General features: G+C 62.1%; 20 protein-coding genes. 11 read left to right on the top strand and 9 right to left on the bottom strand.

The window, feature by feature from the left end; genetic code table 11:
- Nucleotides 1-34 precede the first annotated feature (34 nt).
- From AAAX34_RS04590 to AAAX34_RS04580, 3 genes are all read right to left on the bottom strand, one after another.
- The gene (locus AAAX34_RS04590; RefSeq protein ID WP_022095123.1) at nucleotides 35-442 is read right to left on the bottom strand and encodes a GtrA family protein; all 408 of its coding nucleotides are present in this window, start codon (nucleotides 440-442) and stop codon (nucleotides 35-37) included.
- Between the two features lie 218 nt (nucleotides 443-660).
- Complete coding sequence (locus AAAX34_RS04585) at nucleotides 661-1,119, bottom strand: GtrA family protein (RefSeq protein WP_349110180.1); 459 nt, start codon at nucleotides 1,117-1,119, stop codon at nucleotides 661-663.
- A 15-nt stretch (nucleotides 1,120-1,134) separates the two neighbouring features.
- On the bottom strand, nucleotides 1,135-3,051 hold the full coding sequence (locus tag AAAX34_RS04580) for a fructose-1,6-bisphosphatase (protein ID WP_349110178.1): 1,917 nt from the start codon (nucleotides 3,049-3,051) through the stop codon (nucleotides 1,135-1,137).
- Between the two features lie 320 nt (nucleotides 3,052-3,371).
- Between AAAX34_RS04580 and AAAX34_RS04575 the strand changes: the two genes are divergently transcribed.
- Complete coding sequence (locus AAAX34_RS04575) at nucleotides 3,372-4,262, top strand: DegV family protein (protein WP_349110176.1); 891 nt, start codon at nucleotides 3,372-3,374, stop codon at nucleotides 4,260-4,262.
- Nucleotides 4,263-4,370: 108 nt separating this feature from the next.
- Here the strand turns inward: AAAX34_RS04575 and AAAX34_RS04570 are convergent, their stop codons facing one another.
- Nucleotides 4,371-5,462 (bottom strand): hypothetical protein, encoded by a 1,092-nt coding sequence (locus AAAX34_RS04570; RefSeq protein ID WP_349110174.1) that lies wholly within the window; start codon nucleotides 5,460-5,462, stop codon nucleotides 4,371-4,373.
- 192 nt (nucleotides 5,463-5,654) lie between these two features.
- Here AAAX34_RS04570 and AAAX34_RS04565 point away from each other — a divergent pair, with 192 nt between their 5' ends.
- Complete coding sequence (locus tag AAAX34_RS04565; protein WP_349110172.1) at nucleotides 5,655-5,825, top strand: hypothetical protein; 171 nt, start codon at nucleotides 5,655-5,657, stop codon at nucleotides 5,823-5,825.
- 24 nt (nucleotides 5,826-5,849) lie between these two features.
- Here AAAX34_RS04565 and AAAX34_RS04560 read toward each other — a convergent pair whose 3' ends face one another.
- Together AAAX34_RS04560 and AAAX34_RS04555 are read right to left on the bottom strand one after the other, a co-directional pair.
- Nucleotides 5,850-6,953, bottom strand: coding sequence for an RsmB/NOP family class I SAM-dependent RNA methyltransferase (locus AAAX34_RS04560; RefSeq protein ID WP_349110170.1), 1,104 nt, complete (start codon nucleotides 6,951-6,953; stop codon nucleotides 5,850-5,852).
- A 59-nt stretch (nucleotides 6,954-7,012) separates the two neighbouring features.
- Nucleotides 7,013-9,163 carry a class I tRNA ligase family protein gene (locus AAAX34_RS04555; protein ID WP_349110168.1) on the bottom strand — a complete coding sequence of 717 codons (2,151 nt, stop codon included), beginning with the start codon at nucleotides 9,161-9,163 and terminating at the stop codon, nucleotides 7,013-7,015.
- A 132-nt stretch (nucleotides 9,164-9,295) separates the two neighbouring features.
- Between AAAX34_RS04555 and AAAX34_RS04550 the strand changes: the two genes are divergently transcribed.
- The 4 genes from AAAX34_RS04550 (at nucleotide 9,296) to AAAX34_RS04535 (ending at nucleotide 13,341) form a co-directional block, all read left to right on the top strand.
- Nucleotides 9,296-9,862 carry a DUF3267 domain-containing protein gene (locus tag AAAX34_RS04550; protein ID WP_349110166.1) on the top strand — a complete coding sequence of 189 codons (567 nt, stop codon included), beginning with the start codon at nucleotides 9,296-9,298 and terminating at the stop codon, nucleotides 9,860-9,862.
- Between the two features lie 10 nt (nucleotides 9,863-9,872).
- Nucleotides 9,873-10,448 (top strand): epoxyqueuosine reductase QueH, encoded by a 576-nt coding sequence (locus AAAX34_RS04545; protein ID WP_349110164.1) that lies wholly within the window; start codon nucleotides 9,873-9,875, stop codon nucleotides 10,446-10,448.
- 70 nt (nucleotides 10,449-10,518) lie between these two features.
- Nucleotides 10,519-11,730: a tRNA preQ1(34) S-adenosylmethionine ribosyltransferase-isomerase QueA gene (gene queA, locus AAAX34_RS04540; RefSeq protein ID WP_349110234.1), complete on the top strand. Its 1,212-nt coding sequence runs from the start codon at nucleotides 10,519-10,521 to the stop codon at nucleotides 11,728-11,730.
- 477 nt (nucleotides 11,731-12,207) lie between these two features.
- Nucleotides 12,208-13,341 (top strand): IS110 family transposase, encoded by a 1,134-nt coding sequence (locus tag AAAX34_RS04535; RefSeq protein WP_349110162.1) that lies wholly within the window; start codon nucleotides 12,208-12,210, stop codon nucleotides 13,339-13,341.
- A 152-nt stretch (nucleotides 13,342-13,493) separates the two neighbouring features.
- Here AAAX34_RS04535 and AAAX34_RS04530 read toward each other — a convergent pair whose 3' ends face one another.
- Nucleotides 13,494-15,257 (bottom strand): hypothetical protein, encoded by a 1,764-nt coding sequence (locus AAAX34_RS04530; RefSeq protein WP_349110160.1) that lies wholly within the window; start codon nucleotides 15,255-15,257, stop codon nucleotides 13,494-13,496.
- Nucleotides 15,258-15,551: 294 nt separating this feature from the next.
- On the opposite strand from AAAX34_RS04530, the gene AAAX34_RS04525 reads away from it, so the two are divergent.
- Nucleotides 15,552-16,352 carry an SDR family oxidoreductase gene (locus tag AAAX34_RS04525; RefSeq protein ID WP_006235414.1) on the top strand — a complete coding sequence of 267 codons (801 nt, stop codon included), beginning with the start codon at nucleotides 15,552-15,554 and terminating at the stop codon, nucleotides 16,350-16,352.
- A gap of 13 nt (nucleotides 16,353-16,365) precedes the next feature.
- Here the strand turns inward: AAAX34_RS04525 and AAAX34_RS04520 are convergent, their stop codons facing one another.
- Nucleotides 16,366-16,509, bottom strand: coding sequence for a hypothetical protein (locus AAAX34_RS04520; protein ID WP_349110158.1), 144 nt, complete (start codon nucleotides 16,507-16,509; stop codon nucleotides 16,366-16,368).
- Nucleotides 16,510-16,705: 196 nt separating this feature from the next.
- Between AAAX34_RS04520 and tgt the strand changes: the two genes are divergently transcribed.
- Nucleotides 16,706-17,845, top strand: a complete 1,140-nt coding sequence (tgt, locus tag AAAX34_RS04515) for a tRNA guanosine(34) transglycosylase Tgt (protein WP_349110156.1) — start codon at nucleotides 16,706-16,708, stop codon at nucleotides 17,843-17,845.
- A gap of 235 nt (nucleotides 17,846-18,080) precedes the next feature.
- Nucleotides 18,081-18,839, top strand: a complete 759-nt coding sequence (locus tag AAAX34_RS04510) for a TIGR00730 family Rossman fold protein (protein WP_349110154.1) — start codon at nucleotides 18,081-18,083, stop codon at nucleotides 18,837-18,839.
- A 168-nt stretch (nucleotides 18,840-19,007) separates the two neighbouring features.
- Here the strand turns inward: AAAX34_RS04510 and AAAX34_RS04505 are convergent, their stop codons facing one another.
- Nucleotides 19,008-19,868: a DegV family protein gene (locus AAAX34_RS04505; protein WP_349110152.1), complete on the bottom strand. Its 861-nt coding sequence runs from the start codon at nucleotides 19,866-19,868 to the stop codon at nucleotides 19,008-19,010.
- A gap of 156 nt (nucleotides 19,869-20,024) precedes the next feature.
- Between AAAX34_RS04505 and AAAX34_RS04500 the strand changes: the two genes are divergently transcribed.
- Nucleotides 20,025-20,687 (top strand): HAD hydrolase-like protein, encoded by a 663-nt coding sequence (locus AAAX34_RS04500; RefSeq protein ID WP_349110150.1) that lies wholly within the window; start codon nucleotides 20,025-20,027, stop codon nucleotides 20,685-20,687.
- A gap of 55 nt (nucleotides 20,688-20,742) precedes the next feature.
- Nucleotides 20,743-22,179: a M20 family metallopeptidase gene (locus AAAX34_RS04495; protein ID WP_349110149.1), complete on the top strand. Its 1,437-nt coding sequence runs from the start codon at nucleotides 20,743-20,745 to the stop codon at nucleotides 22,177-22,179.
- Nucleotides 22,180-22,489 lie beyond the last annotated feature (310 nt).

Raw genomic sequence — 22,489 nt, 5'->3', positions numbered from 1 at the left:
AACCGGTTATACATTCAAGCAAATAGTGAATCGACTACGACCGTGCGCCCTCGAGGAAGAAGCGGCGGCTAAAGTAGTTGTACCAGGTGACCAAGAACGTGGCGATGGCCTTCATGGCCTGGTAGCCGATGCTCAAAAACGTGACGCCCACAAACATGTACAGGTCGTTGAGGCCCAGGCCGATCACCGACAGGATGGTGAAGATCGTGAACTCGCGCTTGCGGCTCATGCCCTCGCGATGGTCGAACACGTACTTCATGCTGAGCCAGTAGTTGACCACGACGGACGTGATAAACGAAACCGTGGTGCTCATCAAAAAGTCGAGGTGGAACAGCTCGACGAGCGCAATGAGCATACCCCAGTCGATGCCAAAGGAGATAAGACCCACGACAGCGAACTTGAGGAACTGCTTGGTATGAGGTTGTGCCAGCGCCTTGCGCACGTAATCACATCCAATGCGTTGATGAATCGAGCAGAGGATACTTTAGAGCTTTTGCAAGGGAAACGTAAGGTCTTTACCAAGAACTATACGAACTTGCCAAATATTCAAGAGCTAATCCGCAAACGTTGAAAATTTGCCCGTAAACGAACGATGCCCACGGGCGATACTGTGCTGAGCGTGCATTGTCCGTGGGCATCGTAAGGCTGTAAGGTTGCGAGTTACTTGGTCTCGTCGCCCTCCAGGAAGATCTTGCGGGTCACAAAGTTGTAGACCATGACAAGCGCGGTGGCGCAAATCTTGGCGATATTGGCCTCGAATCCCAGGCCGGTGTTGAGCGCCAGCACGATGCCGTCGTTGAGCACCAAACCGATCACGGACAGCACGACAAAGATGATGAACTCGCGGCGGCGGCTCATGCCTTCCTTGTGCGCAAACACGTACTTCATGCTTGCGAGGTAGTTAAAGATGAGCGAGACGATAAAGCCGCTGGTGTTGGCGATTAGGATGTTGAGGCCCAGACCGTAGTGGAGCAGATTCATAATGCCAAAGTCGATAACCGTGGCAATGACACCGACGACGCCAAATTTCATGATCTGCGCAAGGAGCTTTTGCATGGTACCTGCCTTAAGCTGGCGCCGAAGCGCCGCGGGGATGACAAACTCAGCAAGTTTAGCCAATCCCCGCGGGTGGTGCTAGGCGCGCTCCTCGATAGCACCGTTTCTATATGCATCGAGCAACTGGCGCAGGTCCTGGATCTGGCTGCGGATCTTGGCTCCGGAATCGGTGTCGCTCACCATGCGGCGACGGTCTGCTTGGTCAAAACGGTTGGTCTCGCTTTCGATGTCCATGTTGCGCGTGAGTGCCTCGGCAACCGTCGTAAAGGCCCGGTGCGACTTGAGGCGGCAGCCGCGCGAGCTCGAGATGAGCGTATAGCCGGCGATACCCGTCTTGGGATGGTAAGCGCGGCAGAAGCCGCCATCGATGACCAGCAGCTTGCCCTCAGCGCGGATGGGCTGCTCGCCTTTGGTCGTCTTGACGGGCGTATGGCCGTTGATGATGTGACCGGTCGGTGAACATGCCATGGGCGCGACGCCAAACTCGCGCATGATGTCGTCGCAGACCGAGGGCGACTTGGTAAGCGTAAAGTACGGGTCCATCGGCTCGACCCAGGTGCTCGTATCGGCGATATAGGCGCGCTCAAAGGTACGCACCAGGCGTCCGCTGGCGGGTGAGTTAAAGCCAATCCACAGGTACCACATCCAGTCGAGGGCGTCGCGGTCGCCCACGCGCCAGGCGCGGCGCGCGATGTGGTCGCAAAAATCGAGATAATCGCGGCCAGCGTGCCAGGTGCCCAAGCAGTTCATGCTGCTAAAGGTGCCGTCTTCGTTGAGCGGAACGCAGCCGTGGAAGAGCAGGTTGCCGTTGGTGACCTTGTACATCGAGCCGTGGGAATAGAGGAAATCGATATGGCGATGCAGGTGATCGGCGGTGACAAACTCGGACACGAGCTTGTCGATGATGTGCTGCTCCTGAGACGTGAGCGTATAGGGGTCCGCCGGGTCGACGGTGGGGAAGTCGTTGGTCGTGAGCGGCCACACGCTGCCGTCGGCGAGCGTGACCGTGCCGGTGTCGTGATTGATCTTGTCGAGTAACAGGCGGTCGGTCATATCGAACTCGGGGTGGCGCTGGATAATCTGGCCCTCGAGCTTAAAGAGCAGCACGTTGATGGCCTTGATCAACGGGGTGATGGACTCACCGGCGGTGTAGGTGGCATCGGCAAAGGCGACAAGCTCACGCAGCGAGATGCCGTAGTCGTTCTCGAGGATCTCGTAATTGTCGTAGCGTAGGTTGTTGCGCAACACCGTGGCGATGCAGGCGGGCTCACCGGCTGCAGCGCCCATCCACAGCAGGTCGTGGTTGCCCCACTGGATGTCCAGCGAATGGTAGGTGAGCAGGCGGTCCATAATCTTGGCCGCGCCGCCGCCGCGGTCGAAGATATCGCCCACCAGGTGCAGGTGGTCGACGGCCAGGCGCTTGATGAGCGAAGCGAGCGACTCGATAAAGTCGTCGGCGCTGGCGGTCTCCAGGATGGACTCCACGATGCGCTCGTGATAGCGCACGCGATAGTTGTTCTCGTCCGGGTGCGTGTGCAACAACTCGTCGATGATGTAGGCATAGTCGCGTGGGATGGCCTTGCGCACCTTGGAGCGCGTGTAGCGGCTTGAAAGCGAGCGAGCGACCATGATGAGCTGGTCAAGCATCGTCTTGTACCAGGTTGGCGAGTCCTCGCGCTGGCTGCGGACCAGGTCGATCTTCTCGCGCGGATAGTAGATGAGCGTGCACAGCTCGCCCTTCTCGTCAAAGGAGAGCGTGTCGCCAAAGATCTCGTCGACATGCTCGCGCACGACGCCCGAGCAGTTGTTGAGGATGTGCATAAAGGCTTCGTACTCGCCATGTACATCGCTCATAAAGTGTTCGGTGCCCTTGGGTAGGTTGAGGATGGCCGAGAGGTTGATAATTTCGGTAAATGCGGATTGTTCGGTGGGGAACTGTCTCGACAGCAGGCGCAGATACTTGAAGTCTTGCGGGTTGCGATCGAATGCGACCATGAAACACCTTCCGATGGGGCTGGTAAAACTGATAAACAGCGTCAAACGTTTATCAGTATGCGCCGCTTTTGTTTCGATTTTGCGCCAGCGGCTGAATTGTCGGCTGAACGGTTTGGTAAATCGATTTAGTTGAGGTAGATATGGCGGTTGAGTGGAGACGATAGAGGGTGTTTTCTTAGATATTTATGCGTGGGGTCGGTGGAAACGATGGTGGTAAAGATGTTCGCTATTTTTGGTTCGATTTGGTAAATAGTGGACATATGTACCGTATGTAGGCTCACTGTGCGATAATTTGCGCAGCAATGAGTAAGGAGCCTCATATGAGTGATTTTGTCCTGACCTGTGAATCCGCCGCCGACCGAACCCGTGAGTTCTTTGCGTCGCGCAATATCCCTGTCGTGTGTTTTCATTACGAGATCCACGATGTTGTCTATACGGACGATCTGTATCAGTCGATTACGCCGGACAAGTTTTTTGCCCAGATTGCCGCGGGCGCCATGCCCAAGACGTCTCAGGTGAGCGTGGGCGAGTACGAGGAGTTTTGGGAGCCGTTTGTTGCCGAGGGTAAAGACGTGCTGCACCTGACGTTGTCGTCGGGTATTTCGGGCACGTATGGATCGGCCTGCGTCGCGGCGCAGATGCTCGCGGATCGCTATCCCCAGGGCGGCAAGGTGCACGTCATCGATTCGCTGGCGGCGTCTTCGGGCTTTGGCCTGTTGCTGGAATATGCCGCCGACGTGCGCGATAGCGGGGCTTCACTCGACGAGACGGCTGCCTGGATCGAGGAGCACAAGCTCAACCTGCACCACTGGTTCTTCTCGACCGATCTGTCGAGCTACCTACGAGGCGGTCGCATTTCGGCTGCGAGCGCGATCATCGGCACGGCGCTTAAGATTTGCCCGCTTATGACGGTCGATTGCGAAGGTAAGCTGTCGCCACGTGAGAAAATTCGCACTAAGAAGCGAGCGATTTCCGAGATGGCCAAGACCATGATGGCACACGTGCAGGACGGTGTGGATTATTCGGGTAAGTGCATCATGTCGCACTCGGCGTGCCGCGAGGATGCCGAGGCAGTTGCGGCGCTGATTGAGGAACAGGTTCCGCGGCTTAAAGGCAAGATTGAGATCAATGACATCGGTACTCTGATTGGCTCGCATACCGGCCCCGGCACGGTAGCCGTCTTCTTTATGGGCGATAAGCGCGTGGACTAACGTTCGTGGGCTGGCTGACGGTTTTAACCGCTGCGCCTGTCCCTCCTGACATTTGATAACAGAAAAAGGCCCGTCCCGTTGTTTGTGGGGCGGGCCTTGCTTTTGCAGCTAGCGTTTCTTTCCGCGGAAGAAGAAACCGTGCAGCGAGGGCTTGAGTCCGCGGTTGGCGCGACGCTCCTCGATATGATCGTGGATCGAAGCGACGCGTTCGATGACTTCGTCGGGGATCGGCACGTCGGGATTCATGTTCTCGACCTGGCTAACCTCGGCGGCGGCGACCTGGTCGATAATGGGCACATCGTCGCGCGAGATGACAGGTGTGGCGTCTTCCTTCATCTTGCGATAGCGCTGCATCATGTCGGTCTGTAGCTGCTGGGCCGAAGGCGGCGTCCAGATGATGGCGTTGGCGCCGGCGGCGATGGTTTCGCGGATGCTCTCGGGCGTCTTGCCGCCCGGTGCGATGAGCGGCAGGTTGGGATAGTGCTCGCGCAGCTCGCGCAGGACCTGGCGCGTGTTCTTGCCGGCCGCGATGTTGAGGATCTTGGCTCCGGCGCGCACTTTGGCATGCGCATCATCGTCGCAACGTACGACCGTGGCGATGACGGGGATGTCGGCGATGTTGGTGATGTGCTCGACCATCTCGGCAGTGGCGGGGGAGTTGACCACGCAGCCCGCCGCGCCCTGCATCTCGGAGACGGCCGCCATCTGCACGGAGCGCTTACCGGTGGTGGTGCCGCCGCCAACGCCCACAAAGACCGGGCACTCGGCAACAGTCAGCAGCGCCTGCGTAATGGCGGACTGCGGCGTGAAGGGGTAGACGGCAAACACGGCATCGGCATTGGAGTTGCGGATGACCGCCACGTCGGTGGTGTAGATGAGCGATTTGATGCGGCGGCCAAAGAGCGTAAAACCGCTGGCCTCCTCGATTTCATCGGGCATGCGGAGGGCCGCCTTGCGCAGGCGCCCATCGATGGGCAGCGGCTCCATGGGCAAAAGGCCGTTGGGAGTTACGGCTACCTGGGGCTCGGTAAATTCGTCTGCAAGCTCTACCTCGGAGAAGTCGACCGAGGCGACGATGTCCTCGTGAACCTCGGCGGGAACATCGATGGGGGCTTGGTCGTTAGTCGCGGCAGGCGTTTCGAAGGAGCTGGTGCCGACAAAGGCGTCGACGCGCTCGTTCAAATCGTTGAGAGAATCCATGGCGGTCCGTTTCTATGTTGTGAGGTCGGCAGTGTACGACCGGCGTTGCGAGTGCTAAATCGTTTGATGAGTTGATTTTTCCCCGCTGCGCCATCCGTTAGACTGAAGGGCCGGCGAACGTGAAGGAGCTGTGGTGGCGGGAATCGAGGTGCTATCTTGAATGTCCCGTATGCAAAAGAGAGGTGACGCGGTATGGAATTTTCGGCAATGTTGGGTTCGATTGGCCTATGCGTGGGCGCGATCGTTGCCGCCGCGGTCATCTACTTTGCGGTCACGGCCATCAAGGGCAAAAAGGCCGAGCGCAAGGAGCGCGAGGCGCTTAAGCAGTGCCGTGACCAGCAGGACAGGCACGCACGGCGATAGCTTGTTGAGTTTTGAATCCGTGCGCTAGCTGCGTTTTCGGACCAGGGCGATATAGAAGCCCTCAAAGTCGCGACTGGGCGGAATGGTCAGCGTGCCGGGCATGCCGTTGGCAATGGCCGAGACGTGGCCGGCGGCGATGGCCTCGGTAAGGGCGTTGCACTCGATATGCGGCTTGTCGCCGGCATCCTGGGCGCGGCGTGCTTCGCTTTCGCTCGGTGTGCCGTCGAGGGGGATGAGCTCACAGTCCATGTGCTTGTCGAGGGCCTCTTGCAGGGCATCCTCGTTTTCCTGCGGCAAGATCGAACACGTCGAATAGACGAGCGTGCCGCCCGGTTTGAGGGCTCCCATGGCGCGGTCCAGAAGCGCGCGCTGCGAGCGGGCACACTTGACGAGCAGCTGCTCAGTGAGGCCGCGCAGACTTTTCTCGTTGCCGCTGATGACGGTGCCCGTACCGGTACAGGGGGCGTCGAGCAGAATACGGTCAAAGCGGAAGAATTCGTCAAGCTCGCGTGCGTCAATACGCATGACGGGCACGTTTTTGGCGCCCTGGCGGCCCAAGTTGGCCTCGAGCTTTTCGGCACGGGGAATGCTCATCTCGCAGGCGGTGAGGTGCGCCTGTCCCTGGGTGAGGGCGGCGATCTGCGTCGTCTTGCCGCCGGGGGCCGCACACATGTCCAGGATGTCCTCGCCGGCCTGAGCGCCCAACACCAAAGGCGGCATCATGGACGACAAGCTCTGCAGATAGATTTTGCCGTCACGGTAGATGTCGAGATCCCACAGATCGGAAACCTGGGCCTCGGGCAGGATGAAGGCATCCTGATACCATGCGACGGTTTGGTGGGCGATCCCGGCGGCGTCGAGTGCAGCGGCGATGTCCTCGGCGGTCGCCTTGAGCGTGTTGGCGCGCAGCGTGACCGGGCGCGTGGCTGCGGCGCCAAAGCCTTCGATCATGCGCTCAGCATCGGCAGGCGTATAGGCGCCGGCAACCGTGTCGACCATAAAGCGCGGCAGGTCGGCGGCGGAGTGTTGGGCGGCAAGCTGATCGGAAAGCTCGGTAGCGGCAAACTGCCTAAGCTTGAGCTCGGGCTTAACCTGCTTTTTCTGCTTACGACGACGCGGCTTGGACATCCGTCTTCCCTTCCCGTCCCAATTTGACTACTTTCCGGGCACGCTGCTGCTGGCGTGCTTTAGTACTGGCTCTCGTGCTTGCTAAAGAAGTCGAAGCGCGGGGGCAGCGGCTTCACGCGGTGCTCGCCGGGCTTCTCACCCAGGCTCTCCACAAACTCGTCCGTGGAGGCAAAGATGTTGTCCCAGCTAAAGAAGGCGACTGGGTCGACGTCGAAGTACTCGCAGACGAGCTCGCAGCCGGCCGGGACGATGCCGTGCATCAGGACGGTCGCCACGCGCAGCTCGGTAAAGGCGTCGACCAGGGCCTGCTTCATGGCGGCGTTGGCCGGCTCGCCCTCGAGCTTGTTGGCGGCCTTGGAGGCATCGCTCCAGCGCTTGTTGGCGGCGCGCAGGCAGTCGTCGCACACGGCGAGCGCGCGGTGCGTCTCGAACTTGTACATGGCCTGTTCAAAGGCGAGGGCGGCCTGCTCGGCAGCCTCGACTACGGCGGCAGAGGCTGCGCCGGCCGGAATGCAACCGTTGCGGTAGGGGCTCTCGTCGCCCTCCTTGACGGCGACGCCGTAGAAGCAGCTGCGGGCCAGGCGGTTGAACACGCCGGTCAGCAGCGCGCTCTCCTTAAGGGCCGGGTCGATGACGCGCTTGTCGTCGCAGGCGCGCACCTCGTTGCCGTCCTTGTCCTTGCCGGTCACACGCGTGTCGTATGCCTTGGGGCTAAAGCTCACCGGCTTTTCGGACAGGCCGAGCGACAGCCAGTGCGCGCGCATCTGCTCGCAGGTGTAGTGGTTGAGTAGATCGTCTGCCGGCGGGGGAGGCGTCTGCGAGGACGAGCTGGCTTTTTTGCCCATGTAGAGCAGGTGATAGCAGGCGCTGACGGTGCTCTGCGTAAGGTCCCAACCCAGGGCCTCCCACATGGCGGTCTGAGCGATGCAGTAGAAGTAGATGTTGTCCTGACCGATGAACTGGTAGATCTGAGCGTCGTCCGAGCACCACCAGTCGCGCCAGTCGAGCGAGCTGTGCTGGTAGGTGGGAGCGGGTACCTGCGTGGAATCGGCAGCGGGCTCGCCCATGAGGGCGGCATCCTGGGCGGCGACGCCCTCGGTTACGCCGGCGGCCTTGGCATCGCGTGCGAGCACGGTACGCGTATAGCTGATGGGCGCCCACAGGCTCTCGGGCCAGCACCAGCAGGTGACGTCGGAGACGCCATCGACCTCGGGCACCGGAACGCCCCAGCCGATGTTGCCGGTGATGCGGAAGGGCACGAGTGCCTTGCCGCTGCGGAAACGCACGCCACCGTTGGCGAGCACCGCGTGGGCATCGTCACGTTCCTTCCAGCTGGGGAAGGTGACGGTAAAGCTGCTCTTGTTGCCCTCGGGCTCCAGGACGGTGTGCTCGGGAAGCTGATCCTCGACGGCATCGAAGGCCTCGCGGAACTTGTTCTGGATGTAGAGCTGAGCCGGCAGCAGCCACTCCTCCATGGTCTTGGAGACCACGGAACGAACCTGCGGGTTCTGGGCGAGCTTGGCGGTATAGGTCTTCATAAAGTCGAGGTAGGCCGGCAGGTCGAAGTAGAGGTTGTCGACCGGGCGCAGCTCGGGCACCTCGCCGGTGAGCTGGCTCTTGGGCGCGATGAGCTCCTCGGGCTCAAACTGGTGGCCCAGGTCGCACTCGTCGGCATAGGCCTTCTCGGACTTGCAGCCCTGGATGGGGCAGCGGCCGATCACCTGACGGCCGTTGAGGAACGTGCCGGCCTTGGCGTCGTAGAACTGCAGCGTGGAGCGCTTGGAGATGGTGCCCTGCTCGTGCAGGCGCTCGATAATCTCGGCGGTCACCTCGTTGTGAATCTGCGCAGCCGGCTCAAGGCCCGAGCCGCCGTAGATATCGCAGCTGATGTTGTAGTTGTTGAGGGTCGCGGCCTGGCGGGAGTGATTGGACTCGACATACTCGCCGATGGACTTATCGTAGCCTTCGTTCTCCTTGAGCTTGCGGTAGCTCTCCATGATGGGCGAGCCGTAGCAGTCGGTGCCCGAGGTGAAGATGACGTTCTCGCGGCCCAGACGGTCGCGCAGGAAGCGGGCGAAGAAGTCGGCAGGGACAAAGACGCCGCCAACGTGGCCAAAGTGAAGGCCCTTGTTGCCGTAGGGCTCGCCGGCGGTAACGATGGCGCGGCGAGGCCAGCTGGGACGGTCGTTCATGGAGTATTTGGATGCCATGGGACTCCTTCGCATATGGTGAGAGCGCAGCCGGGCGTGGGGCTCGGCGGCGCGGTGGTCAATTCGTGCATATCGTTCGACATTATCGCACATGCGGACGGGTACGTGGCAGGGGCGCTATCCTAAGATGCTATGAATGAGATTTCCAACATACATGCGTTTGAAGACGAGGATTTTCTGCACGCTTGCTTTGTGTGGGGGATGGCCGTGCTTGTGGTGTTTGCCGTGTGCCTGGTGCCGGTGTTTATGCTGCTGGGCGGGCCTGCAGACTTGGATGCGGCTGACGCGGGCGGCTGGATGGCCGTCTTGGGCTGGATGGTCGGCTTGACTGCGGTTTCGGCGGCTTCATTTGCCGTGCACGAGCTGGTGCACGGTGTGTTTTTTAAGCTGCTGGCGCCCGCGGGCGCGAAGGTGACCTTTGGGGCGAATCGCGAGACGGCGATGATCTATGCCTGCGCCGAAGGCGTTGTGTATTCGCGCCGGCGGTACATGGCGGTTTGTCTGGCGCCGACGGTTGTTGTGACGACAACGCTTGCCCTGGGGTTTGCGTTTTCGGTCTATCCGCTGCTGTGCTATCTGGCTTGCGGCTTGCATTTGTCGGGCTGTGTAGGCGACTGGTATTACGTGCGGACCATTTTGCGCGACCGCCGCATTGTCGCCTGCGAGGATACGTCCTTTGGCGTGCGCTTTTTTGGGTGAGGAGATGTCGATGAAGTCGTTGTTGCTGCATGCGTGCTGTGCACCATGCTCGCTTGAGCCGGTTCGCCTGCTGCGCGAGGAGGGGTTTGAGCCCACGATTTGCTGGACCAACCCCAATATTCAACCGCGCGATGAATGGCAGCGCCGCTTGGACGAGCTGCGCCGGTGGTGTGCCGATGGCGACATCGAGCTCATCGAGGCAGGGGAGGACCGCGATCGCTGGGAGACCGGCGTGGCACCGCTGGGTGCCGATCGGCCTCGCCGCTGTCGCGCGTGCTATGCCCTGCGCTTGGCCGAGGCGTGCCGCGTGGCCCAGGAGCGCGGGTTTGAGTTTGTGGGCACGACGCTCGCCGTCTCGCTGTACCAGCTGTTCGATACCTGCAATGACGTGCTTGAGCGCTTGGCGGCGGCACATGGGCTCACCCCGGTGATTCGCGATTTTCGCCCGTATTACCCCGAGGCGACACGCCGTTCGCGCGAGCTTGGCATGTATCGGCAGAACTACTGTGGTTGCCGCTTCTCGGCTGTCGAGGCGGCCATGGACCGCGCCCGCATCCGCGACGAGCGCAAAGCCGCCAAAAAGTAGTTCACTTGGGACGTCAGCCTGCTAGGATGTAGAGCGGACTTTAGCTATATAAGGAGAATCCGACGTGTCTATGCGTACCGATGATTTTGACTATAACCTGCCCGAAGAGCTCATCGCCCAGGCGCCTGCCGAGCCGCGCGACTCCTGCCGCCTGCTGGTGGTTGATCGCAAAGGCTCCCAGGCGGGAACGCCGCTGGAGCACGGCGGCACCGTTGAGCACCGCATCTTCCGTGACATCATCGACTATATCGAGCCGGGCGACGTGCTCGTCATCAACCAGACGCGCGTGATGCCGGCTCGCCTGATCGGCCGCAAGACGGGCTCGGGCGGCGTGGTCGAGACGCTGCTGCTCAAGCGCCGCGAGGATGTTGACCCGCTGGGTCACGTCTGGGAGTGCCTGGTCAAGCCGGGCAAGCGCCTGAAGCCCGGTGCTCAGATTGAGTATCGTGCGGGCGGCGCCCATGCGCCCGAGGGGGCTCCCGTAGTGCTGACGGCCGAGGTCGTCGACTTTGTCACCGATAGCCGCGGTGGCCGCCTGGTGCGCTTTGAGCCGGCCGGTTGCAATGCCGCCGGCGACCCGCGCGCGCTCGACGAGGCCATCCATGCTGCCGGCCACGTGCCGCTGCCGCCTTACATTACCGATTACGAGGGCGATCCCGAGAAGTACCAGACCGTCTACGCCATGAAGGAGGAGCACTCGGCTGCCGCTCCTACGGCGGGTCTGCATTTTACTCCTGAGCTCATGGCCGCTATCGAGGCCAAGGGTGCCAAGTTTGCCGCCGTCGAGCTCGAGGTGGGCATCGATACCTTCCGCTTGGTGGAGGAGGACGACCCTACGCAGCACGTCATGCACACCGAGCGCTACCACGTGTCGCAGGAGGTTGTCGACGCCGTGCATAAGGCCAAGGCCGAGGGTCATCGTGTGATCGCCGTCGGCACTACCGCGGTGCGCTCGCTCGAGAGCGCGTTTGACACGGACGCGCCGGTGTCCGATCCGGCCGTGACGGCGCGCTATTTTGAGGGCCGCGAGGACGGGGCCGATACACTTGGCCGCGGTGACATCGTGGTGCGCGAGAACGCCACGACGCAGCTCTACCTCATGCCCGGATCGACCTATCACGTGGTCGACGCGCTGATCACAAACTTCCACGTGCCGCGCTCCACGCTCATGATGCTCGTGAGCGCGCTTGCCACCCGCGACCAGATCATGGATGCCTACGCCGCCGCTATCGAAGAACGTTATCGCTTCTTCAGCTTTGGCGACGCGATGCTCATTTGTTAGTTACGCGGTTCTACGAACCGCGTAACTGCTCGACGCTGCGCGGGCCGCATTTGGACAATCTGACGTTCAACTTCAAGGGCGCGACCAGAAGGTCAGCGCCCTTTCGTTTCACGTCACCTTGTCTCAAATGCGACCCGCTCGCTGGCGTTGCCAAAACATCGGCATTTCTTTGGTTGTCGATGTAGTCATTGGGGACGTTCTTGTTCGACTAGTCGTTTAAGAACGTCCATTACAGTCGAAATTGTCAGCCCGGGACCGTCTCGGGCTACGATTGAGGCGCGCCCAGAACGGGCCGCCGACCGGGCGCCCGCGCACGGCCGAACGTCCCTGCCCCCGAGAGGGCCTGTTGGGTGCTGCCGGCGCGGGACGCGCCGCCCCCGACGGCTGATAGGAAAGTGCCGGGCAGGTGCCGCGGCTGGTAATGTGAGTGCCGAGGGGGAGGCCATCCGGTCGAACGACTACCGGAAGGATACCACCGTGAAAGCGCCATCCACCAGACCCGCGGCCGTGCTCGGCCTGGACGTCGGCAAGTCGTCGCACTGGGCCTGCCTGATCGACCGCGACGGGGAGGTGCTGGCCAGCGCCCCCGTCCGCAACAGGGAGGCCGAGCTCGACGCGCTGTTCGCCTCCGCGCCCGCCGGCACGCTCGTCGTGGTCGACCAGTTCCGCAACATAGGGTCCCTCGCCGTGAGGCGGGCCCGCGCCGCGGGGCTCGGGGTCGCCCACCTGCCCGGGCTCGCCGCCAGCCGCGCCGCGGGCCTGTTCGCCGGCGAGGCCAAGACCGACGAGCGCGACGCCGCGGTGATCGCGCGGACCGCCCTGGGCGTGCCGGACTCCCTGTCGGGGGTCCCGGGCCGCGGCGAGGCCCTCGAGGCCGCTCGCGCCCTCTCGTCGCAGCGCGACCACGTCGTCGCCTGCGCGACCAGGGACAAGAACCGCCTGCGCGCGGTGCTGCTCGAGTCCTGCCCGGCCCTCGAGGCCGCGGTCGACCTGTCGGACCGGCGGTGGCTGGAGCTGCTCGCCGGGTTCGGCGGGGCGTGGGGGATCGCCCGCTCCGGGGCCGAGGGCCCGCGGGCCGAGGCCGCCGGGGAGGTCGCGGCCGCCTCCACCGCGCCCCCGCCGGCGCTCGTCGAGGCCGAGAACAGGCAGGTCAGGTTCCTGGCCGCCCGGATATCGGAGGCCCTCGACGAGGCCGGGGCCCTCGAGGCCGAGACGGCGGCGCTGCTCGAGGGCGACGAGACCTACGCGTGCCTGCTCACCGTGCCCGGCATCGGCCCGAGGACCGCGGCGCAGCTCGCGGTGTCGGTCGACATCGGGAGGTTCCCGGACCACGACCACCTGGCCTCGTACTGCGGCATAGCCCCGAGGGTGAGGAGCTCCGGCACGTCGGTGAGGTCGGTCAGGGCGTCCAGGCGCGGCGACGCGAGGCTCAAGTCCCTGCTGATCTTCTCGTGCAACAGCCTGGTGAGGTCCTCGGGGCGCTACGGCGAGTACTACCGGGCCTGCAGGGCGCGGGGCATGGGGCACGGGCGGGCGCTCAAGGCCGTCGCGAGGAAGCGGCTCAGGGCGATATACGCCGTGATGCGCGACCGGGTGCCCTACCGGGAGTAGCCCCGACGGTTGACAAAACTATAGGAACACCCAATGACTACCTTGCATCAATCTAATAAGTTGCGGTGAGATAGTTCTTGAATTGGCCTTTTTTGAGGCCTAACAGGAACTATCTCACCGCAACTGCGTTGAGCGTTTTTTTGGCAGCCGGTTTACTTGCTTGCGAACAGCCAGACTAGGATGATCACCAGGATTGCGGCGATGATGCAGACGATGGCGCCGGTGAATTTGATGCGTGAGTCGCGGGTACGCTCGCGCACCGCGTCCTCGGTGGCCTCGAGCTGGGCGACTTCTCGTTCGGTCTCGGCGTGTTCGGCTTTGTCTCGGGCCAAGGATCCTGCAAGCGACTCAGTGATCTCTGGGTGGTCGTGCACCTCGGTCGCCTGTTCGATGATCGACTGCGCATGTGCGGCATCTGCTTGGGCGTTGGCGATGCTCTGCTCTTGGTCGCGGCGTGCCTTGTCCTCGGCGGCGATCTTCTCGCGCAGTTCGCGCTGGCGCGTCGCGGCGGCCGTCTTTGCCGTCTGCAACTCGTCGCGCGCGGCATCGGCCTCGGTCGTCACGGCTTGGTGCGCGCGTTTTGCTTCGGCGATGGGGGCCTGCGCTTGCTCGACGGCCTGCTCGGCTGCGGCAAGCGAGTGCTCAAGGTCGGCGGTGATGCGCGGGACATCTTCTTCGGCTTTACGCAGGGCATCTGCCGTGTCGGAAATCTGCATCGAGAGCTCGCTGGTGCGCACCGTATAGTTGGCAGGATTGGCCGAGGGATTGCGTTGCAGCTCGGCATACTCATGACGCAGCGTCTCGAGCTGGGCGCGCGTGGCGTCGACGGTTTGTTGTGCGGCGGCAATGCCGGCGTCTCGCTCGGCCTTCACCTTGTCGCGGATGCGCTTGGAATCCTCAAGACGTCGAACGAGGCGGTTGCCGGTCTCGCGAGAGCTCGCCTCGCGGGCCTCCACGGCGTCGAGCGCGGCCTTCAGGCGGAGCTCAGTCGCGTCATCCTCTGTCTTCATTTGTTCGAACTGACCCTTGAGCTCTGTCGCTTTGGCGGCGTGGGCATCACGGTCAATCTCGGCTGCCGCAGCGGTCTTTTGCGCTGTGGCGATCGCCTGGCGCTGGTCGGCGACGATCTGGTCGTAGCGGCCTGCGATATCCTGGCGCGTCTCGAGTTCCTCGGCCTGATCGGCAATGCGCTGCTCAAGTTCGGCCAGGTGGGCGCGGGCGTCCGCGAGTGCCTTCTTTGCGGCATTCATCTCGCGCATGGCCGAGGCGCCCTGGGCGATAAAGGTGCCCACGGCGTTCGCAGTGTTCGAGACAGCGGTCCCCAGATCGCGGTTCGCGGCGGGGGAGTGCGGGGCGGTCGGGCGAGCGGTGTCGGCAGAGTCCGCATCGGCAGCCTGCGGCGCGGCGATATTGCCGGTACCGCCCTCGACCACAGAAAAGCCTGCTGCGTGCGGATCGACCGCATCGGCGCCAATCGTGGGATGCTCGAGCTGCAGAAACGAGGGCATGGTACTGCCCTGGTCGGCAACCGGAGTCTCGCCGGGCACAAAGGTCGAGGCGGCCTCAGCGGCCTCTTCTTCCTCGGCGTCAACGTCGGCATCGGCGACGGCGTCTTTCATCGCTTTGACAGCATCCATCATGGAGTCCATGACGGCATCGAGCTCTTCTTCCGAAGACACCTCGATGGGGCCCGCTGCTTGCGGGGCGTCGTCCTGTACAGGGGCGTCGTCCTGAGCGGGTGCATCGTCGTTTTGCTCATCGGCGTTTTCTGTTTCGGTGGTTTCCGCCGTAGCGCTTTCGTCCAAGATGGGGTCGTCGATGTCGATACCATCGCAGGTCACAGTGTCAGTATCTGCGGTGACGTCTGCGGGATCATCAATATGCTGTTGAGTCTGGGGGTCCAGCTCGTCTGTCATAGGCATGTGCTCCTCATCGTTGTTTGTCACCCTATGATAAAGTCTCGCGCCGACATCCCGCGCGCCGCAGCAAAGTTTCAAAACGTGTTCGATGGCTCGATCTGATAACAATAACTCGGCCGCTTTATCCAGTTTGTGCTTGACAATCCCTTCGCCGAACGACGTGGTGCCGTTCGCCTACCGCGGTCTTTTATTTTCGCTTGAACACGCTAAAGTTGCATCTCAGCTTTTGGCGCGTGAAGTTGGATGCGCGCAGTCGGCGGGCGTGCCCGTCGCGATTTGAAAGGACTATGTATGGGACTTTTCACTGGTAAGACCGTGATCGTCACCGGCGGCGGCAAGGCCACGCTTAAGGACGGTTCTGCTGGCTCCATCGGCTACGGCATCGATATCGCATTTGCCAAGGAGGGCGCGAACCTCGTCATCACTGGCCGCAACGTCGCCAAGCTCGAGGCCGCCAAGGAGTCTCTCGAGGCCGAGTACGGTGTCAAGGTTCTGCCTGTTCAGGCCGATGTCTCGGCTGGTCAGGACAACGAAGCCGTCGTCCAGAACGTCATCGACAAGGCCATTGAGGAGTTCGGCCGCATCGACGCCGTCGTCAACAATGCTCAGGCCAGCGCCTCGGGCGTGACCATCGCCGATCACACCATGGACCAGTTTAACCTGGCCATTTACTCCGGTCTGTATGCTACCTATCTGTATATGCAGAAGGCCTATCCGCACCTGAAGGAGACCAAGGGATCCGTGGTCAACTTTGCTTCGGGCGCCGGCCTGTTTGGCAACTATGGCCAGTGCAGCTATGCTGCCGCCAAGGAGGGCATCCGCGGCCTGACCCGCGTTGCCGCCAACGAGTGGGGCAAAGACGGCATCAACGTCAACATCGTGTGCCCGCTTGCCTGGACTGCCGCGCTCGAGAACTTCCAGGATGCTTACCCCGAGGCGTTCAAGGCCAACGTTCACATGCCGCCGGCGGGCCACTACGGCGACGTCGAGAAGGAAATCGGCCGCGTGGTCGTTCAGCTCTGCGGTCCCGACTTTAAGTACATGAACGGCGAGACCGTCACCCTCGAGGGCGGCATGGGCCAGCGGCCCTAGCAGTTACGCGGTTCTACGAACCGCGTAACCAGTTGACGCTGCAAACCCGCCAGAGCGGCAATCTGTCTTTCAACTTCGGCGGCATGACCAGAAGGTCAATGCCGCCTTGTTTCAAGGCACCTTGCTCGCTTTGGCGGGTTTTCGCTGTCGGTGCCATAACATCGGCGTTGCTGTGGCTGTCGGAAATGATCCGTTGGGGACGGAGGAAAACGGATCATTTTTTATCCTGGTGCATTGGTGCATTGGTGCAAGGGGGCAGGTTTCCTTTGCACCAGTTTCTGTCGAGTCGGTGCTTCTTGCGGGTTGCCCGTATAATGGTTTGCGTATGAACCGCAACCAAGGAGTTCCAGTTTATGGACCAGAGCCTTTTTAAATTCGATCTGATCGCCGAGGATCCGACGACGCATGCGCGTGCCGGCGTGCTGCACACCCCGCACGGCGACATCGAGACGCCGATCTTCATGCCCGTGGGCACAAAGGCAAACGTCAAGGGCATTCCTACCGAGACCGTCAAACAGCTCGGCGCCCAGATCGTGCTTGCCAATACCTATCACCTGTCCATGCGTCCCGGCGAGGACACCATCGCCGAGCTGGGCGGCCTGCACAAGTTTATGAACTGGCACGGCCCTATCCTCACCGATTCGGGCGGCTTCCAGGTGTTCAGCCACAACGATGCCGTCAAGCTCACCGACGAGGGCGTGCGCTTTATCGTCAACGACTATGACGGCCGCCATGTGTTCTGGACGCCCGAGGACAACATGGAAATCGCCATGAAGCTCGGTTCCGACATCTGCATGCAGCTCGACCAGTGCCCGGGCTATCCCGCCACGCGCGCCTACGTTGAGCGCGCCGTTGAGCTGTCGAGCATGTGGGCTGAGCGTTGCTATAAGGCGCATACCCGCGACGACCAGGCACTCTTTGGCATTGTTCAGGGCGGCATGCACCTAGATCTGCGCCTGCGCTCGCTGCGCCATCTGGAGGAGTGCGGCGACTTCCCCGGTTACGGCATTGGCGGCTACTCGGTGGGCGAGGACCACGAGACCATGTTCGAGACCCTGGCACCACTCGTAAGCGAGTACATGCCCATGCACAAGCCGCGCTACCTGATGGGCGTCGGCAACCCGACGACGCTCGTGCGCGGCGTGGGCGTGGGCATCGACATGTTCGACTGCGTGCTGCCGACGCGCACGGGCCGCATGGGTACGGCGTTCTCCAGCGAGGGTCGCCTCAACTTCCGCAACGCCCGCTTTGCGCACGACGATGGCCCCATCGATCCCACCTGCACCTGCCCGGTGTGCACGGGCGGCTACAGCCGCGCGCTCATCCGCCACATGGTCACGCAGAAGGAGATGCTCGGCGGCATTTTGCTGTCGATGCACAACATCTACTACTTGCTCAACCTTATGCAGCGTGCTCGCCAGGCCATTATCGAGGGCCGTTACGGTGCGTTCGTGAGCGACTGGATGAACAGCCCTGCGGCGGTGGATTACTAAGAGCTGCGGGCGCGCTTGCGGGTGCGCTTGCGCGGTGTCGAGGCCACGTGCCAATCGACCGTGCACAACCGGCACCGGGCATCGCATGCGCCGGCATCGGCTGCGCGACCGCTGACCGATAGCTTGCAAGTGCTTGATGCATCGTGGGTACCATACCGAATAGTTGATGCTCGGGCGGGTGTTTGGCGCATGGCGTCGACCCCGCCCGTTTTTCTTTTTCTCGATAGGAGCACCCATGATTAAGAACGAGAACGTCGAGGGCGAGCCTGCCTACGACGAGACGTACCGCCGCGGCCCCGTGGTTATGCGCGGCCCCATGATTCCTAAGGACAACACCTACGCCAACCTGCTGGCGCCCGAGGAGTCGACCGATTGGCTGCATGCCGATCCGTGGCGCGTCCTTCGTATTCAGGCAGAATTCGTCGATGGTTTTGGCGCGCTGGCCGAGCTCGGACCTGCGGTGACCATCTTCGGTAGCGCCCGCACGCCCAAGACCGATCCGCTCTACAAGGCGGCGCGTACCGTCGGGCGCAAGATCGCGCAACGTGGCGTGGCGGTCATCACCGGTGGCGGCCCCGGCATCACGGAAGCGGCCAACAGGGGAGCGGCGAGTGTCAACGGCAAGTCAGTTGGCCTAGGCATTGAATTGCCGCACGAGCAGGGGCTCAATAAATACGTGAACCTCGGCATGGACTTCCGTTACTTCTTTGTGCGCAAGACCATGTTCGTCAAATACAGCTCGGGCGCCATCGTGTTTCCCGGAGGTTTTGGTACGCTCGACGAGATGTTCGAGGTACTCACGCTGGTGCAGACACACAAGGTCAAGCGCATGCCGCTCGTGCTGGTGAGCAGCGAGTACTGGCAGGGCCTGTTCGACTGGCTCAACGGCCCGGTGATGGGCGCCGGTATGATCAGCCCGCTCGATCCGGATCTGGTACACATTACCGACGACCTCAACGAGGCCGTCGACATCGCCCTGAGCGGGCTGATGTAGAGTAGCTAAAATGGGACGGGGCTAAAAAGACTGGTCTGAAACGTTTGATACCAGTCTTTTTAGCCCCGTCCCAAATGAACTGCTTCTAAGTTGCGGTGGAATAGGGATTGATTTGCGGCTGATAAGCCAAAAACAGTCCCTATTCCACCGCAAGTGGTAAAGGTGCCCCTAGTGGATGGGCTGGTAGCGGGGGCAGTAGCTGATGGCGATGGCATCGACGCCTACGTGGGTGGCGATGGTGCAGCCGATGGGGCCGGTGCCGGCGTCTACGTAATCCTGACCCGCGAGTGCCTCGTTGACAAGCTCCTGCTCCTCGGCGGCGCCGGTCGTGAGCACGCGCACGCTGGAGCCCGGATACTCGGCCAAAAATGCGAGGCAATCTGCCATGGTGTTGGCAACGATGCGCTTGGCGCCGCGGCCCTTTTTGATTGCCTTGATCTCGCCCGATTTCCACTCCGGCGAAACGGCCAGGCGAATGTTGAGCATCTGCGTGAGCTGGCCGGCGAGCTTGGCCGCGCGGCCGTTCTTGACCAGGTTCTCGAGCGTGCGCGGAATCAGTAGCAGATGGGCGTCGGGCAGCGTCGCGCGGATCCGCGCCTCGGTCTCGTCTAGGCTGCGGCCGTCCTCGCGCATGGCGAGCGCGTACTCCACCAGCAGGCCCTCGGCGCCCGAGCCGGTGCGCGAGTCGATGCAGCGCACGTCGAGCTCGTGGGTCTCGGCGACCAGGCATGCGTTGGAATAGCAGGCGGACCATTCGCTGCACAGCGAGATAAAGATCGCGCTATCGTGGCCGTCAGCACGCACGCGGTCAAAGAGTGCCTTGAACTCGCCGGCGCTCGGCTGCGAGGTGTGCGGCAGTTGCTCGGAGCCGGCCATGCGCGCGACGTATTCCTCGGCGGTAATCTGCACCTGGTCGAGCAGGTCCTCGCCCTCGATAATCACATGCAGCGGAATCACGTAAATGCCGAGCTCTTGAGCGCGGGCGGGGGAGATGTCCGACGTGGAGTCGGTTATGATGGCAAAAGACATAATTGCACCTTTCGTTGGGGCGCTTGCGCGCCGCCTTCTTAGAGCAAAGTGCGACAAGTATAGTGGAGTTGCTCTACATTGCTAGGTTCAATTGTTGAATAGTCAACAGTTTGAAGTGACGGTGTGGAAATCATCAACTGGGGAAGAGGGATGCCGATGGCGGCATTGCAGCTATGCGAGCGGCCGGTTGTGCTGTTCGATTTTGACGGCACGGTGGCCGATACGGGCCGGGCGGTGATGACCTCGACGCGCAAGACGTTGGCCGCGCGCGGGTTTTCGGAGGCGCAGATGGGTGACCTGCGCCGCATGATCGGGCCGCCCCTGTGGAAGAGCTTTCACGACTTTTATGGCTTCTCCCGCGAGGAGTCGCTTGTGGTGGCTGACGAGTACCGTGCCTTTTTTGATGAGCTGGGACCTGAAGAGTATCCCGTGTTCGACGGAATCCCCGAGCTGCTCGATGGCCTTGTCGCGCAGGGGCATCGCATGGCGGTCGCGACGTCTCGCATGGAGGCGAAGTGCATCGATATGGTGCATGAGCTGGGGATTTGCCAGTTTGAGGCCGTGGTCGGCATGAATCCGCCGCAGGGGCGCGAGACCAAGGCGGATTCGGTCCGCGATGCCCTGGCGGCCCTGGGTGCGACCGCGGACGAGGCCGTGATGATCGGCGATCGCTTCAACGATGTGGAGGGCGCACACACAATGGGCGTGCCGTGCATTGGTATCTATTCGGGCGCGGCGGCGCCGGGCGAGCACGAGGCGGCGGGTGCCGATGCAGTGGTGCACTCGGTGGCCGAGCTTGCTAAACTTTTCGCTATCTAATAGACGTAATGTGAGGGACGGGCGTACCCGTCGCTCATTGGTAAGGAGGTCGTCCATGAATCAGGTGGAGCAGAGCGTTACCGAGTATGTCGACGAGGTCTGGGAGGATGTCGTCGCCGATATCGAGCAGTTGGTGAGTTATCCGTCCGTGGCAGTTTCTGCCGATGCGGAGCCCGGCGCGCCGTTTGGCCGCCCGGTCCGTGATGCGCTCGATTGCGCGCTCGGTATCGCGCAAAAGCTCGGCTACCAGACGAGCGATGACGAGGGCTATGTGGGAATCGCCGATATCCCGGGCCGCGGCGACAAACAGCTCGCGACTATCTGCCACGTGGACGTGGTTCCCGCCGGCCCCGGCTGGAACACCGACCCGTTTGCGATGGAGCGTCGCGAGGGCTGGCTGCTCGGCCGCGGCGTGATCGACGACAAGGGTCCGGCCGTGCTGTCGCTCTACGCCGGCGCCTACCTGCTCAAGCACGGCATCGTTCCGCGCTACACCTTCCGCGCGCTGCTGGGCTGCGATGAGGAAGTGGGCATGTCCGACGTTCACCATTATCTGGAGAACTACGCGAATCCCGACTTTCTGTTTACGCCCGATGCCGAGTTCCCGGTCTGCAATGCCGAGAAGGGCCAGTTTGGGGCGACGTTCGTGAGCCCCAAGATCGACGGCGGGCGCATTGTGTCCTGGAGCGGTGCCGAGGCGAGCAACGCCATTCCGTCGCAGTCCATCTGCGAGCTCGCGATTGCCGCTGATGAGCTGCCGGCGCCGGTCGAGAACGCCGACCGCTTGGAGATTACGGCGCTTGATAATGGCCATGCGCAGATTTTCGCCCACGGTATCGGTGGCCATGCTTCGATGCCCGAGGGAACGATCAATGCCGTCGGCCTGATCGTGTCGTATCTGCGCGAGGCCGAGGACGCGTTTGGTGCACGCGACGAACGTCTGCTGACGCCTGCCGAGCACGAGTTCGTCAAGTTCCTGGCCTTTGTGCATGCGGATGCCTATGGTCGCGGCCTGGGTATCGATGCGACGAGTCCGGCGTTTGGCCCGCTTACCTGCAACGCTGGCGTCATCCGCGTGGCGGATGGCCATATTGAGCAGGTCATCGACGTGCGCTTCCCCGACAGCTCGAGTGCCGATACTATCCGCGAGCAGCTCGACCCGCTCGTGGGCCGTTTTGGCGTGACGTGCCAGCTGGGTCGCGCGAAGGTGCCGTTCTCGGTGTCTGCCGACGATCCGGCCGTGAAGGCGCTTATCGATACCTATAACGAGTTTACGGGCAAGCAAGCTGAGCCCTTTGCCATGGGCGGCGGCACGTACGCGCGCAACTTTGCCCGCGCCGTATCGTTTGGCCCCGAGGAGACCGGCCTGGAGCTGCCCGCATGGGGCGGTCAGATGCACGGCCCCAACGAGTGCGCCAACGAGGAACAGCTTAAACAGGCGCTCAAGATCTATATCGTGGCGATCCTGCGCCTCAACGAACTTGAGCTGTAGGGCTTCCCCAGGCACCCGACCTTGCCCCTCAAACCGTCGCTTGCGTACCAAAGTACGCGGCGCTCCTCTTTCGGGGCAATCTCGGGCACCTGGGAAACCCCTATATCCTGCTTGGATACAAACTTGCATTACGAGCCCGGTGCTTCGGCCCGGGCTTTTTCTGTTGCGGTGGGGTAGTCATTGGGGACGTTCCTTTGGTGTAAAAGGTGCGCCATGTTCGGCGCTGGATTGTTATCCGTTTGTAAAGGCTGGGCAGAGCTTGCGGTAAGGGTCTATCAATAGCCCGTAAGAAACCGCAGATAAGGCGGTC

The sequence above is a fragment of the Collinsella sp. CLA-ER-H4 genome, from assembly GCF_040092395.1.
Taxonomy (GTDB): domain Bacteria; phylum Actinomycetota; class Coriobacteriia; order Coriobacteriales; family Coriobacteriaceae; genus Collinsella.
Note: the sequence above shows the minus strand (reverse complement) of the source record. Positions and strands in the feature narration are given on the sequence as shown.

What these genes read in the sequence shown, in the direction of transcription:
- AAAX34_RS04560 (WP_349110170.1), bottom strand. Translation starts at nt 6,953, where the DNA reads ATGTCCAAGCCGCGTCGTCGTAAGCAGAAAAAGCAGGTTAAGCCCGAG.
- AAAX34_RS04545 (WP_349110164.1), top strand. Translation starts at nt 9,873, where the DNA reads ATGAAGTCGTTGTTGCTGCATGCGTGCTGTGCACCATGCTCGCTTGAG.
- AAAX34_RS04565 (WP_349110172.1), top strand. Translation starts at nt 5,655, where the DNA reads ATGGAATTTTCGGCAATGTTGGGTTCGATTGGCCTATGCGTGGGCGCG.
- AAAX34_RS04555 (WP_349110168.1), bottom strand. Translation starts at nt 9,163, where the DNA reads ATGGCATCCAAATACTCCATGAACGACCGTCCCAGCTGGCCTCGCCGC.
- AAAX34_RS04570 (WP_349110174.1), bottom strand. Translation starts at nt 5,462, where the DNA reads ATGGATTCTCTCAACGATTTGAACGAGCGCGTCGACGCCTTTGTCGGC.
- AAAX34_RS04525 (WP_006235414.1), top strand. Translation starts at nt 15,552, where the DNA reads ATGGGACTTTTCACTGGTAAGACCGTGATCGTCACCGGCGGCGGCAAG.
- AAAX34_RS04495 (WP_349110149.1), top strand. Translation starts at nt 20,743, where the DNA reads ATGAATCAGGTGGAGCAGAGCGTTACCGAGTATGTCGACGAGGTCTGG.
- tgt (WP_349110156.1), top strand. Translation starts at nt 16,706, where the DNA reads ATGGACCAGAGCCTTTTTAAATTCGATCTGATCGCCGAGGATCCGACG.
- AAAX34_RS04530 (WP_349110160.1), bottom strand. Translation starts at nt 15,257, where the DNA reads ATGACAGACGAGCTGGACCCCCAGACTCAACAGCATATTGATGATCCC.
- AAAX34_RS04510 (WP_349110154.1), top strand. Translation starts at nt 18,081, where the DNA reads ATGATTAAGAACGAGAACGTCGAGGGCGAGCCTGCCTACGACGAGACG.
- queA (WP_349110234.1), top strand. Translation starts at nt 10,519, where the DNA reads ATGCGTACCGATGATTTTGACTATAACCTGCCCGAAGAGCTCATCGCC.
- AAAX34_RS04575 (WP_349110176.1), top strand. Translation starts at nt 3,372, where the DNA reads ATGAGTGATTTTGTCCTGACCTGTGAATCCGCCGCCGACCGAACCCGT.
- AAAX34_RS04500 (WP_349110150.1), top strand. Translation starts at nt 20,025, where the DNA reads ATGGCGGCATTGCAGCTATGCGAGCGGCCGGTTGTGCTGTTCGATTTT.
- AAAX34_RS04550 (WP_349110166.1), top strand. Translation starts at nt 9,296, where the DNA reads ATGAATGAGATTTCCAACATACATGCGTTTGAAGACGAGGATTTTCTG.
- AAAX34_RS04505 (WP_349110152.1), bottom strand. Translation starts at nt 19,868, where the DNA reads ATGTCTTTTGCCATCATAACCGACTCCACGTCGGACATCTCCCCCGCC.
- AAAX34_RS04580 (WP_349110178.1), bottom strand. Translation starts at nt 3,051, where the DNA reads ATGGTCGCATTCGATCGCAACCCGCAAGACTTCAAGTATCTGCGCCTG.
- AAAX34_RS04520 (WP_349110158.1), bottom strand. Translation starts at nt 16,509, where the DNA reads ATGGCACCGACAGCGAAAACCCGCCAAAGCGAGCAAGGTGCCTTGAAA.